Raw genomic sequence first — 16,355 nt, 5'->3', positions numbered from 1 at the left:
TGTACTACCGTGCTCACAAAATAACAGTGACGTAACGGCACCTTAGGCGTTAGTAATCGAAACACTGATACCCTGTAGAGTGAGCGACTATAATGATAAAATGTTAGCGCTTTTTTTATACTTTTTTGCTGGATTTTTTATACTTTTTCGCTGGAAAATGCTATGCCTGATGTGTCTAATGATAAGGCGACCAATATTATTTATACGGGCGTCGCGGGTACCGGTAAAACTTACCGATTGCTCCAAATCGCTAAAGATTATACGGATTATCTGCCCAGAGCCAATGATGAGGATTTGCTCAAGCAATTATTGCAAGAGTTGAGCTGGCGTGACGTTGTCTGTTTAATATTTTTAGATTTTCAATCGCAAAAACAGGACTTAGTAAAAGTACCTGAAATCGTCAATCATAGATTTTTTGTCGTCAAAGCAGCGCAAAATGCACGAGAGAAAAATTTAAGTAATACGGCGTGGTCTGTACTGCAAATGCACAGTCCAACCAGCTCACAGACGGTTGGGTATAAAAATAGAGCCAGTCAAGCGTACTTTGATAAAGACCCTAGCGGCGCGTGGTATTTATTGCCTGACAGCTTGATGCTATTGAGCGAATTGTCAGAGCAATTGTCAGAATTTCAGCAGGCGCAGTGTGATAATAGTGCCAGCCAAAACCAGCGCTTTAGCCAACAGCGTTTTAGTATGGTTAGCTTCCATCAAGCATATGGCTATGAAGAGTTTGTCGAGGGCATTCGCCCGGTGATGGCAGCTGCTAGTCAGTCGAATAACAGCGCATCGCAAATGAGCTACACTATTACAGATGGTGCATTTTTAAAATTGTGTCAGCGCGCTGCTAATGATCCTCAGCAGCGCTATGCCATGCTGATTGACGAGATTAACCGTGCCAACGTCTCACGCGTTTTTGGTGAATTGCTCAGTCTTATTGAACCTGATAAACGAGCAGGTACGCCCAATGCGATGACAATAAGTTTGGCGTACTCTGGGCGAGCGTTTAGCGTGCCTGCCAATGTTGATATCTATGCGACCATGAATACCCAAGATCATTCGTTAGCGCCACTAGATATGGCACTGCGTCGTCGTTTTCGCTTTATTGACTGTCCGCCGCAGCCTGAGCTGTTACCGACTGTCCACCTGAATAAAGGGTCAGAAGTAACCGACGAAGCGGAGTCTATCGATTTAGCCAAAATATTAACAGGTTTAAATCATCGTATTAGCCAAACGTTAGGGATTGAGGCGCAAATGGGTCATGCATTTTTATTCTCAGTGCATAGTCTTGAGCAGTTACAAATGGCACTTACTGAGCAAATTATTCCACAATTAGCCCAAGCAGCGGGCGGGCAAGTAGCTGTCTTGCAATACATCTTTAAAGATGAACAGCAGCTGATGCCAGCGCAATTTATTCATGATAGCCAAACATTAATGAATAACGAGACATCCAATCAAATGGCTAGCCAGAATACTATTACTACTCAAAACTCAATGTTTGCAGGACAGCAATCCTATTTTGCTCAGTCTATGCATGCAGGTAGTTATACAATTAATACTGACCTTATTGCCAAGACCGGTGAGTTTATCAAACCTGCCATCTATCAGCGCTTATACCTGTGATGGTGTGAATCAGTGATAAATAACAATGGACTCAATCAGAGCACTGCAAAACATCAGACAAACAGTGCTCATATGCATACGCTTGATAGCCATCTTGTAGCTAATATCATGACGGTATTTGAGCATCAGCGTTTAACAACGCATGATTTTTTGCATGATTTTGATTTTCAGTGGCTGATAGCGCAAGAGCTGTCGGTATTTAGCATTAAGCGTAAACAAGGACAGTGGCAACTCAAGGTTGGATGTTATATCGGCGTTATTATAATGCCGAGCGGTATGATTGTTGAGATACTGCCAAAACCTATCGCAAAAGCAGTTAGTACTGATATTCGACAGTCATATCAGTCAAATAAGCGGCTAGCAGATACAGATATTTTTCAAATCCGTCACTGGGTGCAAAATATGCTGTCAGACTTAATAAATGGTGACGATTACAAATCACCTCATAGCAAAAACTTTGGGCAATACAGCCGCCAGTTGACAGCGCTCCCAGTCAGCGCATTGCCTTTATCTGATTGGCTCATTACGCAGTTTTTGCAGTACTTAGCGCATTATCAGCCAACCATGCAGTATCAGACGCAAATCCACAATCAAGCAGCGCTGCAAGGTCGCCTGCTGATAAAAGAACAGCTGCGTCACAACAGTATGCAGCCGCACAAATTTGTCTGTGAGCGCAGTGTGCTCAGCCAAGATATGTTAGGCAATCGCATGATTAAAAGTGCATTAAAGCTACTAACACCTTTGCTATCCCAATCAAACCTTCTCCTATATTTGCAGCCATGGCAGCAAGTGTCTGTGCTACATCAGTATGAAATACGCCAGCTAGAGTCGATATATTTTCAAGCCAAGCGTGAGCTTGAGACTCAGCCACTGCAAGCAAAGCAATTACAGGCGGCCCAGCAGCTAGTAGATTTCGCTTATTGGCTGCTATGCCAGTCACCTACTGAGACTGGTCACGGTATGGATTCACAAAATCCATTTAATAAACACCCAATGCCGCAGCGCTTATGCCTGTTGATTGACATGAATCAAGCATTTGAACAGTGGGCAAGTCAGCGCATTGCACTGTTTTTTCAGCAGTTAAGCGACGACTATAAACCACTGTTTCAAACCCAACGTGTCTGGCTGAACGATGCAGAAGGGCAGGCGTGTTTGTCTATTCGTCCTGATTTACTGATTTATAAGCAAATACATTCAAGTGCTGAAAATACGGCCATGTATGATAGTCATGTGTCGAAAGTAAAGGATACAAGAGAAAAACAGTCACGTCATTATAGCCATGTGATCGATATTAAATGGAAACCCTTAGCGCATGCCAGCGCCATTAGTGCCAGCGACGCCTATCAACTGAGCAGCTATGCACAGGCTTATCAAGCCGAGCAAGTCTGGCTGGTATATCCGGTGCAAGACAATCAGAGGCAGGCGGTTGTATTGAAACAACACGTTCAAGATATTCATAATAGTAAAAAGGCATCCTATGCCCAGTTATGGCTGATACCCTTTAATGTGCTGACAGGGACGATAAACAGCAACTTGCTTCTGACATAAGAGCTAGTACAATTAGCGCATAGGTCATTAAGCACTATGTTAAGTAACGCCAGTCAATGTTCAATTTATAAGAAATAAGCTTTTTTGCAATAACTTAGCAGTTAATTCAAATTAATTAAAAATAGGTGTTGACACCATCGGCGTTTCCCCTTAATATGTGCACCTCGATAGCGATGAACGTTAGCCAGCTAGTGGCATTGCCAATGACCAGCTAATCAACAAACTATCGTAGTAATAGAGAATTTCGGAGTGTGGCGCAGTTTGGTAGCGCATCTGGTTTGGGACCAGAGGGTCGTAGGTTCGAATCCTATCACTCCGACCATCTATTTTAAGAGCCTTACAGGCTTTTTTTTATGTATAATGGTTTGGTTTCTTGTCTATCAAGCTGACCAAAATATGTAAAAGTCCTCTAAGAGCGCCTGTAGCTCAGTTGGATAGAGCATCTCCCTTCTAAGGAGGTGGCCGCAGGTTCGAATCCTGCCAGGCGCACCATTTAGCCTGCATATCTTGCCGCATTTTGGCAACAGTTATGGCGGTTGTAGCTCAGTTGGTAGAGCCCCGGGTTGTGATCTCGGTTGTCGTGGGTTCGAGTCCCATCAGTCGCCCCATTTTATTTTTCTGTATTCCTCCTTTTTATATTCTATCTTTATATCAAAATTTGTTAAAAACAGACGCTGCCATTCTTGGCATTTTTTTGTGCCTGTCTATTTTATATCCTTTTGCCTCTGTTTATGTAGGCACAGCAAGCAAGAAAAATTAATACCAGCGGTACGTAATGTATCGATACTACTTTTCACTGACTATGTATATTATATGGTAAAGGCTTTATTAAAGTATGCTAGCTTTGCTGACTAAGAAAAATTCATCTCAGTAACACTATATTATTTTTAAATAAAATCGATCCTCGTATCAATGCAGCTTTTTTATTAAATTGGCACGTTATTGAGTGGCGATTATTGAGCATCTGTGATTGGAGAAATGGTTCATGGACGCATTAAGCGTGTTACTACAAAATGTGCATTTATTTGATACAAAATACTATCGCTTAAATGGTACGGGTAATTGGTCTTATTCTCTCACTAGACAAGATACGATTATTTTTTATTTGGTGATGTCCGGCAGTTTTTGTATTGATATGGGCGGTGGACTCAGAGAAGCGCATGCTGGCGATATTATTATGATTCCCAGTGCGCACAATCATGTCAGTTACGCGCTCAATCATCATGCTCAGAGTGCCAAGCCTTTGGATGAGTTGCTTACCAATTGCACGGAACAATCGCTTGATATTCAGGGCGATGGAGATGCCCAGTCGTCCTTAATACTGATTGAATGTAAGTACGATAAAGAGATGATTCGTCCTTTATTGTCAGTGCTACCAACGATATTGCCTGAAATTAACGATGAATCTGATGGTCGGTTTGAGGTGATTGATGTCGAGATTCGGCTGCTGACGTTGGAAGCTGAGCATGAGCGGATGGGTAAGACGGCGATTATCAATCATTGGGCAAGTATTATGATGATTGAGTGCTTAAGAGTTTTTATCGAAAGTTTGCCTGAAGCCACGGACAGTTGGTTGAAAGCCATGAAAGACCCGTTTTTAACCAAGGCGTTGGTCGCTATGCACGAAACACCAAGCCAGAACTGGACCATTCATAAGCTTGCTGAGGTTGCAGGTATGTCGCGATCGAGTTTTGCCCAACGTTTCAAAGACGTGGTTGGTATGCCGCCTTTGACCTATTTGATTGACTACCGTTTACGTCTAGCAGCACGTTACTTACGCTTGCAGCAAAACAGCATCAGCCGAATCAGTGAGCTGGTGGGTTATGCCTCAGATTCAACCTTTAGTCAAGCCTTTAAGCGCGTGTATGGCATATCGCCAAAAGCGTACCGTCAGCAATATCAAAAACAAAATCTCGCTTAGTTGGCACGTCAGACTGAAATAGGCATCCAAGCAGCGCGATATTTTCTAAACTGAATCAGTGATATATATAGTTAAAATATCTCAAAAACGCTACAGTGCTGCTGGTATAAATTTTTTGCAGCCTCTGTCTGCATAGGCACAGCAAGCAAGAAAAATTAATATCAGCAGTACTTGATGTATCGATATTACTTTTCTCTGACTATAGTTGATCCACTTTTAAAAGAGTACGATGCTACTGTGGTTAATTATTCGCAAACTCTGTCTGCGCAGGCACAGCAAGCAAGAAAAATTAATCCCAGTAGTGCTTTATAATATTTGTATTTTTTTTATTTAGGACTGACTATAACAGCATTTGTGTGATAACACTGTTTTGTCATCACAAGTATTTCGATCTTGCATAGCTGACAATGAGCGTAGGTTCAGGTACTATGGAATGGCAATGAAGTAATAAGTCGCCTAGATGCGACAATGTTTTAGCGACCTATATTTTATGCTTATATATTACGAGCTATCGGCAATATAGTATGACTTAGGCGATGTTTATTTTTGCAGCTGATGGTGTTTTATGACTGAACCGACCGCAAAACCAAGCGTAAAATCAAGTGATCTACAAGACCCTTCTGCGTCTGCTAATAGTAACGACAAGACTCCTAGCAGAGGTAAGGCCAATCTTAATCTGCACGACTCAACTATTCAGCAGGAAACTGGCGCACGGGCAGGTGTGGTTACTTTGCTTGATAAAGCGGCACTATTGGCATTGTTTGTTTTGCCAAACGCAGATGACAGCTTGCTTGAGAGGGTAGAATCCTCTACTGCTAGCGCCACCAATCAGACTCTTATGGCGCCAAGCTTATTTACTTCTGCCAGTGAAAGCAGTGTGGCGACTCAGCGCGTGGCACTTTATCGGGCGCAGCACGAACGCACGCAGCAATTATATCTGGCTTCTGCTGCTATCCGTCCGACTTACCTTGTACAAACTCTCAAAACCCAGTTTGCCGAATACCAGCAGTATTTGCTTGCACAGCAGCTTGATAAACGCGGTTTGATGGATACAGATGCCATTGAGCGCTTATGGCAGCAGCTGCATGTGGTGGACGATATCATCGAAGATATTGTACGGCATATGCCAGCTCAGCAACCAGCAGGTTGGCAGCTGACGACGCAGGATGGGCACAATCCATTATGCTTTGCCACCGTTGGCAAGCTAAAGCATAATAAACCTATCTTTGACCAAGGCAGCCTTAATAGCTACGTGCTTGGGCACTTTGGCGTCAGCAGCTTTACTTACGATCGTGGCTATTATATCGGGCATGTGGTCGGCTACTTATTCAGCTGTTATTTTTGCGCCCATTTACTCATCAGCTATGGTGTGACAGCGCTTGGTCAGGATGTGGTGAGCGATTATGATTATGCCAGCCTTGAAACCCCTCATATGGTCAGATTGTTACAAGGTTTAGATGGTTACTGTAAAAAACGTATTTATCAGTTGGCGGTCATTTGTGCGCGTCTTAGTGTGTTTGCCAGTGATAAGCGCATCGAGCGTATGCTGATCGCGGAAGTCAATGATTTTGATAAAAAGCTACAGCAGCAGCATTTAGATGTTTTATTATTGCAAGGTTTGATGCCCGATAGTAACGATTCTACGCCGCTTTTTTAAGTCGTTTATTATTTTAAGTCATTTATTGTTTTAATACGCTTATTTGTCAAATCTTTATCCCTCCTCTTTTGCCTTTGACTACCTTAGGATATTCGCTGCTATGCCCGCTTATCATTATAAAGCGCTTGACGATCGCGGCGGTATCCAAAAAGGTTTGCTTGAAGGTGATTCTGCACGGCAAGTACGCCAGCAGCTGCGCGATAAACAATGGACGCCCGTTGAAGTCAACGCCGTCAATGACAGACAAAGTCAACATAAAAGCCGCTATAAAAAGCCCTCTGCGTATGAGTTGGCACTGCTTACCCGTCAGCTATCTGTGTTACTTGCTGCCGGTATTCCTTTAGAGGAAACCTTAGCAGCTGTCGCCAAACAATCGCCAAAAACCCATATCAAATCTTTGATGCTTGCCGTGCGCTCGCATGTCCTAGAAGGCTTAAGTCTGGCGCGCGCTTTGCAGCAAGCGGCGAGCTTTCCGCCATTATATATCGCTACTATTGCCGCTGGCGAAAAGTCTGGGCATTTGGATTTGATTTTAAATCAGCTTGCCGATTACACCGAAAATCGCTTTGCTTTACAGAAAAAAATACAAGGTGCTATGGTTTATCCCATCGTGCTGATGGTGATGGCCGTTGGCGTGATTATGGGCTTAATGAGCTTTGTGGTACCCAAAATTGTCAAAGTCTTTGAGCAGTCTGAGCAAGCGCTACCTTTAATTACCCAAATTGTTCTTAGCTTATCAAACATCATTACCCAGTGGTGGTGGCTGATGCTGCTAGTGTTGGCAGGAACGGCATTTTTATTCTATCGCTTTGCTCAGACGCAAGCGGGCAAACTTACCATAGACAGTGCCGTGCTAAGATTGCCTATATTTGCACGCTTATCAAAAGGGCTGAATGCGGCGCGCTTTGCCAGTACGCTTGCGATATTGGTGCGCTCTGGCGTACCACTGATTGAGGCGCTACATATTGGCGCTGCAGTGACGACCAATTTGCATATTCAAAAAACGATTATTACCGCTGCCGATCGAGTCACGGAAGGTTCAAGTTTGTCGAGCCAATTAGACAAATCGTCCTATTTTCCACCGATGATGGTGCAAATGATTAAAAGTGGTGAAAATTCAGGCGAGCTTGAAAACATGCTCAGCCGCGCAGCTCATATGCAAGAGGCAGAAGCCACCAATTTTATCAGCACCTTATTGTCGTTACTTGAGCCCTTAATGCTGGTGCTGATGGGCGTGGTAGTAATGATTATCGTCATGGCGGTGATGCTACCGATTGTTAATATGAATGATTTGGCTGGCTAATTTTTATTAACCTTAAATATACTACCCTAGTAGTGAGGATTATTTTACTATCCATATATAGTTAAAATACTCTAAAAGCGCTACGGTACTGCGGGTATAATTTTTTTGCAGCCTCTGTCTGCCTAGGTACAGCAAGCAAGAAAAATTAATACCCGCAATACCAAGCAGTACCAAGCAATACCAAGTAGTACCACAAGGCATCGATATTGCTTTTCACTGACTTTAGTTATACGCTTTTATATTTCTAGATCAAGCCTTGCTACCTTTAATACTTTTTGATCTTCTTTAGCAACCTTCTAGTGATTTGACTTCATACTTAGCTACGTTTCTTAAGTTTTGCTTACTGTTATATATTGTTGATCGTACAGCGCTTTTACTTTCATCAAATCTAGCCCTGCGTTATAGTAAGTATCAGTTATAAGTAACAGTCAAACGCTATTTCAAAAGGTTAGCCATCATAGATTATTAATAACACATTGACTCAAATAACAATCTATCGTCAATGCTGGATAAAAATAAAACCATGGTTTATAGTGATAATCGTTTCAGTGCTCATTAAGACACTGCGAATATAGAATGTGCCTATTGTGAATGTGACGATAAAGGCGACTTAAACGCCATTTTCATTATTTATATAACCCTGACGCGAAAAGCGATGCCAGAAGCGATGACTATGATTGATAATATTCGAGTAACTATGATTTCACCGAGTGATAGGAATAATATGCCAGTGTGTTCAGAGACCGCTTGCAGTCACAAAGCAGCGGTTTTACCAAGCACTCAGCGCTTAAGCAATCGCCAATCGGGATTTACCTTGATTGAAATCATGGTAGTGATTGTGATTTTGGCCATCCTTGCCGGTCTTGTGGTGCCAAAGGTCGTCGGACAAAGTGATAAAGCACGGGTCAAAACCACTGAAACGGCACTATCGACGGTATCAAATGCATTGGATATGTATAAAGTAGATAACTCGCGCTATCCGACGACGGCTCAAGGTCTAGAAGCACTTACCACACCGCCTGCTGATGCTAAAAATTATCCTGACGGTGGTTACATCAAAGGCGGTTATCCAACGGATGGCTGGGAAAATGAGCTGCAATATGTTGCCCCTGGCAATGAAGATCGACCTTATGATTTATTTTCTCTAGGCGCTGATGGTGAACAAGGCGGAGAGGGGCAGGATGCTGATCTTTATGCTCAGCTATAAGCTCTAGCCTACTGAGTTATTTAGGTGTTGTTTGCAAGCTATACCATGATAAATACCTTGGCGCTAAAAGCATTTTTAATGAGACTAATATATCAACCAATAAGACGTTATTGGTTGATATTTTTTATGACTATCGCTAACTATAAATATCACTATAGTCAAAATACTCTAAAAACACTACGGTGCTGCGAGTATAAATTTTTTGCAGCCTCTGTCTGCGTAGGCACAGCAAGCAAGAAAAATTGATACCCGCAGTACATAATGTGTCGATATTACTTTTCACTGACTATAACTTTAAATCCAGATAAACGGAATCTTAATCCTGCTATTTATTATTAAAACGATTGACTGTTTTTTTAGCGATTGTAAAAACTAGCGGTTCTTAAAGCCATCCGAGGTAATCATATGTCTATCAAAATCTCAAAGTCGAAATCAATTATCATGAATAAACAATCAACTAAAAAGCCTTATTTGCTTGCTATAACAGCCACTGCTTTGATGACTACTTTGTCAATGACGTCTGTGGCAACTCAAGCTGCAGGTCTGGGGGAATTGTTTAGCAATAATAGCGCTCAGCAATCAAAATTCTTGCCCGTTGATAAGGCATTTCAAGTAACCAACAGTACCAAAGCGACCGCTAAAGGCACGCAGCTATCAATCGCCTTTGATATCACACCGGGTCATTACGTTTATAAAGATAAGCTGACCTTGAGCTTTCCAAAAGGTATCAGTGCCGCGCCATTTACCTTTAGCCAATCGCCGGTTTCTATTGATGATCCAACCTTTGGCAAGGTACCGGTATTTACGCAAAAAACTGTGGTAGCAACGACTATACTGACGACCAAAAATGGCAAAGCGGCAAAGAATGTGCCGGTTATGATTGGCTGGCAAGGCTGTGCTAAAGCTGGACTATGCTATCCGCCAGAAAAGATCAAAACCACGCTAAACATTGCAGTCAAACGTTAGTCACCAATAGATAGCGCAAGCAGATTGATTTATATAGTCGTTATAACAGGTAGTCCCTTATGTCCATTAAGACAGCAAAAAATATTTCGTCACTTACATTGGTATCTACAAAAAGTCAGTCATCAAAAAATCTGCCATCAGTTGTAAATAAAGTGCCAAAGAAGTCCTATTTACTGGCATTGACTATTGCGAGTAGCTCGTTATTTGCAGGACTGGCTGCGCTGCCCATGACGACGCAGGCAGCGGGATTGGGCGATTTATTTAGTAATGATAAAAGCGCGGTGCAAACAAAGTTCTTACCCGTAGAGGAAGCTTTTCAAGTCAGTAGCAGCGGTAAGCCAGTTACTGCGAGCACGCGTTTATCAATTAACTTCGATATTACTCCTGGGCACTATATTTACAAAAATCAGCTTAAGCTAACGTTACCTGCTGGCGTGACTGCGGGGCCTTTTCGCTTTAATCAATCGCATAAATTAATTGATGATCCAACGTATGGAAAGGTAGCCGTCTTTGATCAGGCCAATGTAGTGGCAACTACCATGCTGACCAATAGTAGCGGCAAAAGCGTAGACAATGCGGCAATGGTTATTGGTTGGCAAGGTTGTGCGTATGCAGGCCTGTGCTATCCACCTGAAAAGATTAAAACCACCATCAGTGTTGCGGCGGCACCGCAACAGTCTACGGGAAGTAGCACCAGTTCTGCTGCCAAAGTCTCTGCTAACAAAGCGTTGGCAACTCAAGACAATCTTGCGACTAATGCCCAAGAGAATGTCGATACTGTGAATGTAGCTGGCGCTGCGAGCGCCACAAAGCCATCAGAAAATTTAAAGGCAACTGATGCTAATAGCCTCACGGCTGAAGCAGGAGAGGCGTTGATAGATGACGAGGTGATTGATTATGCCTTGATAGATGATGGCGCTTTAGATAGTGAAACAACAGCTACCAATATGATTTCTGGGGCAGATGGCAGGGTAGTAGGTAGCGACGCTACTAACAGTTCCAGTGCTATTTCCAGTTCCAGTGCCAATACCAGTACTATTGCTAATAACTTAGTAGAAGGCGACCCATTTGGCTTGGCCTCTCATCCTTGGTTGGCTTTCGGCTTATTATTTTTAGCCGGTTTGGGCTTGGCGCTGACCCCATGCGTACTACCGATGTTGCCTATTGTCGCTAATATTGTCGCCCGTCAGAAAAATCCAACGGTCAAAAAAGGCATCATCTTAACCACGAGCTATGCGATAGGTGTTGCCACTGCTTACGGTCTCCTCGGCGCAGTGATTGCTGTGTTTGGAGAGTCGTTAGGTATTATCGGCTGGCTACAAAATCCGATCATTTTGATCAGCTTCGCCATCGTATTTATTCTGTTGGCACTATATATGCTCGGCGTCTTTACGATTCGTTTACCGCGTGCCATTAGTAGTAAGATTCAAGGCTTAAGCCAAGCTGGTGATAGCAAGTTGGGTAGTACGGGCGGTAGCTTGGTCGCTGGTTTCTTATCAGCTTTAGTGGTATCACCTTGTGTTTCTGCGCCACTATTTGGCGCACTGCTTGCGGTCTCAACGATTGGTAGTCCGCTATTGGGCTTTGCCGCCTTATTTATGCTCGGCTTTGGCTTGTCCGCGCCGCTGATTTTAATTGGGGCCACCCAAGGTAAGATTATTCCGAAAGCGGGCGAGTGGATGAACTGGGTCAAAGTAGGTTTTGCTTTATTACTACTTGCCGTGGCACTACTATTAATTGAGCGGGTATTTATATCGCCAGTGATACTATTGGTATGGGCGCTATGGTTTATGGTCGTCGCTACTTGGGCTTGGAGCTGGCTGGGTCGTGGCCGTATGCTGACGCAAGCACTGGGCTTGGTAGCTGGTATCTGGGCGGCCTGTTTGATTATTGGTGCAGCCTTGGGTAATGATGACAGTTTACATCCATTAGTGTCATTAAGCGCCGCCCCAACGATGGTGCAATCTTCTAGCGGTCAATCTATTGAGGGTCAGCTGGCAGGTAATAATAGTGCGACAGATAAGACCGTCACGACGCTTGCGCAGTTAGATGCGATTATTGCCGCCAACCCTAAAGTCGTCGTCGATGTCACCGCTGAGTGGTGTATCGAGTGCCGTATTATGGATAAAAACTTATTCTATAGTCGTCCAGCGCAAATGCAAGGCTGGCAGTTGGTCAAGCTGGATATTACTGAGACCAGCGCAGACTCTAAGGCTATCTTAGCGCGTTATAAATTATTTGGTCCACCTGCGCTGTTGTACTATCAAGACGCTCAGCTGGTGACTCAACAAGTCGGTGAAATCGGTCGACAAGAGTTTGAGCAGACATTAACGGCATTGAACAAATAATATAGTCAAAATACTCTAAAAATGCCACGCCACGCCACGCAACGGTACTGCTGGTACAAATTTTTTGCAGCCTCTGTCTGCATGGGCACAGCAAGCAAGAAAAATTGATACCAGCAGTACATCATGTGTCGATATTACTTTTTACTGACTATAGTCATATCAGAAATCTTTGTTTTATCCTCTTAAACGCCTTCATACGATTCCTATAAGTAAGCCAACGTACTGTCACGGTACGTTGGCTTTTTTGAGCTTATTTTAGCAGTAAGCTGATATCACATTATCCGTTGTATTTGGTGTTAAATAGATCAAAATTACTTTGAGCGTGTTATTAGCCAGACACTTACGCAACGATTGCATTTTTATGTTGTAGGCAGTATAAGCATTTGGTTTTATGCTACTTATCTTCATTTAGCACTACATTATGCAGCAATAAAGCTAGTATAGTGTGTACGTTTTCATTACAATAAAGCAACATTGCTAAAAGCGCATTATTCAGCGTGATAGCAACCCCTTATCTCCAAGTTATATTGATTTTTTATGCCAGTTTAGCGTCGACGCTAATAGTTATATCCATCATCTCATATATTCTGTTGACAATCACGATCAGTTGAATAAAGGATACTTATGTTTTTCAATATTACTTTGCAGCGCCCCTCTATAAATAAACCTGAAGCACCAAAAAAAATGATGATTAAAACGACTAAGCGCTCTCTACATATCGCCGTTGGCGTAGCGCTCACTTTTTTCACAATACAAGCGCAGGCTGCTGATACAACTCAGACTAAGAGCTTGCAGCCTATGAATACCAATATCGCTGTGCAAAACGGCAGTGCGGTGAGCGAAGATTTTGTTGCTCAGCAGGCGGCATTGTTTTTTGAATGTACTCAAGTACAGACCAGTTCTGCCCGTTTGGCATGCTTTGATAAGGTTGCAGAACAAGGTAAGACGCCAAGTTATGTTACAAGTAAACAGCCAGTAGATTTGGCAAAAACGGTTATCAGTACGCTGTCAGGTAATCCGCAGGTGGTATTAGCACAAGAAACCAACGCTGTTGAAACTGCTAACGGCAATGCTAACGACAATGTTATCGCTCAAAAAGTGTCTGGTAACGCTTCACAAGATATTGAAACAAACCCGTCTGCTGAGACTGAAAGTTTAGATACGGCTGGACTGACGCAAAGAGAAGCGGAAGTATTAGAAAATGTCGGCGTGACGCAAGCGGATATCGAAAAATATACGCCACTAAGCTTAGCGTATGACCTTGATAAAAACAGTGAACGCGGTACATGGACAGTCAGAGCCTATCGTCCAACCTATGTTATGCCACTGTTTTATACTTTTGATCCCAATTTAAGCCCAAGTACATCCACTCGACCTCAACCAGAGAAGCCCTTTACGTCTAACGACACTCGTAATACGGATTTGAAGTTTCAACTATCATTAAAGACCAAAGTGGCAGAAGATTTGTTTAATACCAATGCTGATTTGTGGTTTGGTTATACTCAAGAGTCGCATTGGCAGGTTTATAATGAAGACAACTCACGACCATTTCGTGCAACCGATTATCAGCCAGAGGTATTTTTGACCCAGCCTGTGACAGCAAATCTGCCTTTTGGTGGACGACTGCGCATGCTCGGAGCAGGTGCTATTCATCACTCAAATGGTCAAGATGATCCATTATCACGCTCATGGAACCGTGCTTATGTGATGGCAGGGGCAGAGTGGGGCAAGTTATCTGTCATACCGCGATTGTGGTTACGAGTGAACAATGAAAATGATAGCAGTGAAGACAATCCGGATATCGAAGATTTCATGGGTTATGGCGATATCAAGTTCTTATATGATTTACCGAGTCAACAAAGTCTAAGCGGTACGTTGCGCTACAATCCGGGCACCAGTAAGGGCGCTGCGCAAATCGATTATACTTATCCGTTATCCAAAAACGTCAATGGTTTTGTGCAGGTATTCCAAGGTTATGGCGAATCTATCGTAGATTATAACTATGAGAATACCTCTATCGGCTTTGGTATCGTACTCAATGATTGGAAAGGGCTGTAACATCAGCACCTATAATATCAGTGTCTGTAACATCACTGTCTATAGTGACAGCCAATCATGCGTCACTTAGCGCCTTATCAGACCGGAATATGGCTGGCAGAGTATATAAATTTACGTTGCCAGTTATGTGCCGTTTATCGTAGTATCCCGCAAGCACAGCTCTCACAAAGTCACTCCTCATCAAACCCTTCATTATTCAGTCAAAACAGCTTATTGGCTGAAAACGCATCGCACTCTTTATCAAGTAACTACTCTTTATCAAGTAATCACCCTTTATTAAGTAACCATTCTTTTTCCACTAGTATACGCAAGCGATTCAATAGCCGTTTTAGTAGCGGACTGTTATGTCCCAGTTGCCATAGCAGTCTTACGTGGTTGCCCCAGCCGTTTGAAGTCGATATTGCTGCTGGTAGGACGCTGACCATTCAAGCAGCAACCTATTATGACTATCCCATGCGCCAAGCTATCAAAGCCTTTAAGCATCATGAAGATATGACAAAGCTGCCGTTATTGCTACATGCGATACGCCAGCTACCACGACCTCATGGTTGTCATCATGATAATAGCATGATTGTCGCTATGCCAACGACCGATGAGCGTCTCATCAAACGTGGCTTTGATCCTGTCAGTATCTTGGCCGCGTATCTATCTAAGCACTGGGATATCCCTTTATGGCAAGGTATAAGACGTGTTGATGATACGGTCAGTCAGCAAGGTTTGAGCCGTGCCGAACGCCTAACCAACTTAGACAATGCCTTTGCGCTTATTGAGCCACCACCTGTCAAGCGGCTGTTATTGTTTGATGATGTGGCGACCACAGGTGCAAGCCTACAAGCCTTAGCCCACACACTGTGCATTTACCCTGTGCCAGCCCCTAACGCCAATAATAAATATCATCTGTGTGCCTATGCATTGGCACATGGTAGCCAGTTGTAATAGCTAAAAATATTAATTGACAACTACTATTGTGTTACATTATTGATATATTGTTCATAACGGTTGATTGTCTTTGACTTTTTATTTACTTGGAGCAAATTTTATCTACTTATAGATACAAGTAGATTAATAGTTAAAATTAGTGGTATAAATATTGCATATACTATTAAAGAATGTTGAGAATTAATCTTACTAAAGATTTTATTTGTTGTCACAAATAACTCGTAATTACCATAAATAGGATAATAACATGCCTAATTCTATAAATAGCTTTTCACGTTACCACTCAGACTCTAACTCAGGTTTTACCCTGATTGAGCTGATGGTTACTATTGTAGTATTGGCTGTCATTGTATCTATTGCTGCGCCTAGTATTAGTACCCAACTTGCTAATCAGCGAGTGAAGTCAACAACTGCAACCTTAATCAATGCCTTAAGAGAAGCCAAAGCTGAAAGTGTTATTCGTCGGCAGCCAGTAACAGTAAGTTATATTAATGGAAATAGATCAAATAATATAATTAATATTGAGATTCCATACTCAGGTCCAATTACACTTTTATCTTTAACTACACCTAAAGATTGGACAAGTATCTTTTTAAAATCAGCGGTAGCTGGAGGTTCTGTTCCAAAAGAAGACCCAAACGGTCAAAGTGGGAACAGTGGAAACAGTGGGAACAGTGGGAACAGTGGGAACAGTGGGAACAGTGGGAACAGTGGGAACAGTGGGAACAGTGGGAACAGTGGGAACAGTGGGAACAGTGGGAACAGTGGGAACAGTGGGAACAGTGGGA

11 protein-coding genes and 3 tRNA genes are annotated in these 16,355 nt (G+C 42.8%); all 14 read left to right on the top strand.

Annotated elements, in window-relative coordinates; genetic code table 11:
* Positions 1–162: 162 nt before the first annotated feature.
* Positions 163–1,620 (top strand): McrB family protein, encoded by a 1,458-nt coding sequence (locus JMW90_RS09015; protein WP_201563374.1) that lies wholly within the window; start codon positions 163–165, stop codon positions 1,618–1,620.
* 72 nt (positions 1,621–1,692) lie between these two features.
* Positions 1,693–3,168: an McrC family protein gene (locus tag JMW90_RS09010; RefSeq protein WP_201563470.1), complete on the top strand. Its 1,476-nt coding sequence runs from the start codon at positions 1,693–1,695 to the stop codon at positions 3,166–3,168.
* Between the two features lie 245 nt (positions 3,169–3,413).
* Positions 3,414–3,490: transfer RNA gene (locus tag JMW90_RS09005), tRNA-Pro, on the top strand.
* A gap of 93 nt (positions 3,491–3,583) precedes the next feature.
* A tRNA-Arg gene (locus JMW90_RS09000) sits at positions 3,584–3,660 on the top strand.
* A gap of 40 nt (positions 3,661–3,700) precedes the next feature.
* A tRNA-His gene (locus JMW90_RS08995) sits at positions 3,701–3,776 on the top strand.
* A 377-nt stretch (positions 3,777–4,153) separates the two neighbouring features.
* Positions 4,154–5,089 carry an AraC family transcriptional regulator gene (locus JMW90_RS08990; RefSeq protein ID WP_201563372.1) on the top strand — a complete coding sequence of 312 codons (936 nt, stop codon included), beginning with the start codon at positions 4,154–4,156 and terminating at the stop codon, positions 5,087–5,089.
* A 565-nt stretch (positions 5,090–5,654) separates the two neighbouring features.
* Complete coding sequence (locus tag JMW90_RS08985; RefSeq protein ID WP_201563370.1) at positions 5,655–6,746, top strand: hypothetical protein; 1,092 nt, start codon at positions 5,655–5,657, stop codon at positions 6,744–6,746.
* A gap of 100 nt (positions 6,747–6,846) precedes the next feature.
* Positions 6,847–8,049, top strand: coding sequence for a type II secretion system inner membrane protein GspF (gene gspF, locus JMW90_RS08980; RefSeq protein ID WP_201563368.1), 1,203 nt, complete (start codon positions 6,847–6,849; stop codon positions 8,047–8,049).
* 724 nt (positions 8,050–8,773) lie between these two features.
* On the top strand, positions 8,774–9,256 hold the full coding sequence (gspG, locus tag JMW90_RS08975; RefSeq protein ID WP_201563366.1) for a type II secretion system major pseudopilin GspG: 483 nt from the start codon (positions 8,774–8,776) through the stop codon (positions 9,254–9,256).
* 441 nt (positions 9,257–9,697) lie between these two features.
* Complete coding sequence (locus JMW90_RS08970) at positions 9,698–10,222, top strand: protein-disulfide reductase DsbD N-terminal domain-containing protein (RefSeq protein ID WP_227691918.1); 525 nt, start codon at positions 9,698–9,700, stop codon at positions 10,220–10,222.
* 59 nt (positions 10,223–10,281) lie between these two features.
* Positions 10,282–12,570: a cytochrome c biogenesis protein CcdA gene (locus tag JMW90_RS08965; RefSeq protein WP_201563362.1), complete on the top strand. Its 2,289-nt coding sequence runs from the start codon at positions 10,282–10,284 to the stop codon at positions 12,568–12,570.
* Positions 12,571–13,194: 624 nt separating this feature from the next.
* A complete protein-coding gene (locus JMW90_RS08960) occupies positions 13,195–14,628 on the top strand; it encodes a phospholipase A (protein WP_201563360.1) in 1,434 nt (477 codons plus the stop codon).
* Between the two features lie 57 nt (positions 14,629–14,685).
* A complete protein-coding gene (locus tag JMW90_RS08955; protein ID WP_201563358.1) occupies positions 14,686–15,564 on the top strand; it encodes a ComF family protein in 879 nt (292 codons plus the stop codon).
* Positions 15,565–15,814: 250 nt separating this feature from the next.
* Positions 15,815–16,355 (top strand): pilus assembly FimT family protein (locus JMW90_RS08950; protein WP_201563356.1); only part of this gene is annotated, 541 nt, incomplete at its 3' end.

The organism is Psychrobacter glacincola, assembly GCF_904846215.1.
Classification (GTDB): Bacteria; Pseudomonadota; Gammaproteobacteria; order Pseudomonadales; family Moraxellaceae; genus Psychrobacter; species Psychrobacter glacincola.
This window is presented reverse-complemented; position numbering and strand designations above follow the sequence as displayed.

Bases quoted from the DNA above. Each gene is read 5' to 3' on its own strand.
- JMW90_RS08985 (WP_201563370.1), top strand. From the start codon at position 5,655: ATGACTGAACCGACCGCAAAACCAAGCGTAAAATCAAGTGATCTACAA.
- JMW90_RS08965 (WP_201563362.1), top strand. From the start codon at position 10,282: ATGTCCATTAAGACAGCAAAAAATATTTCGTCACTTACATTGGTATCT.
- JMW90_RS08960 (WP_201563360.1), top strand. From the start codon at position 13,195: ATGTTTTTCAATATTACTTTGCAGCGCCCCTCTATAAATAAACCTGAA.
- JMW90_RS08970 (WP_227691918.1), top strand. From the start codon at position 9,698: ATGAATAAACAATCAACTAAAAAGCCTTATTTGCTTGCTATAACAGCC.
- JMW90_RS08990 (WP_201563372.1), top strand. From the start codon at position 4,154: ATGGACGCATTAAGCGTGTTACTACAAAATGTGCATTTATTTGATACA.
- JMW90_RS09015 (WP_201563374.1), top strand. From the start codon at position 163: ATGCCTGATGTGTCTAATGATAAGGCGACCAATATTATTTATACGGGC.
- gspG (WP_201563366.1), top strand. From the start codon at position 8,774: ATGCCAGTGTGTTCAGAGACCGCTTGCAGTCACAAAGCAGCGGTTTTA.
- JMW90_RS08955 (WP_201563358.1), top strand. From the start codon at position 14,686: ATGCGTCACTTAGCGCCTTATCAGACCGGAATATGGCTGGCAGAGTAT.
- gspF (WP_201563368.1), top strand. From the start codon at position 6,847: ATGCCCGCTTATCATTATAAAGCGCTTGACGATCGCGGCGGTATCCAA.
- JMW90_RS09010 (WP_201563470.1), top strand. From the start codon at position 1,693: ATGCATACGCTTGATAGCCATCTTGTAGCTAATATCATGACGGTATTT.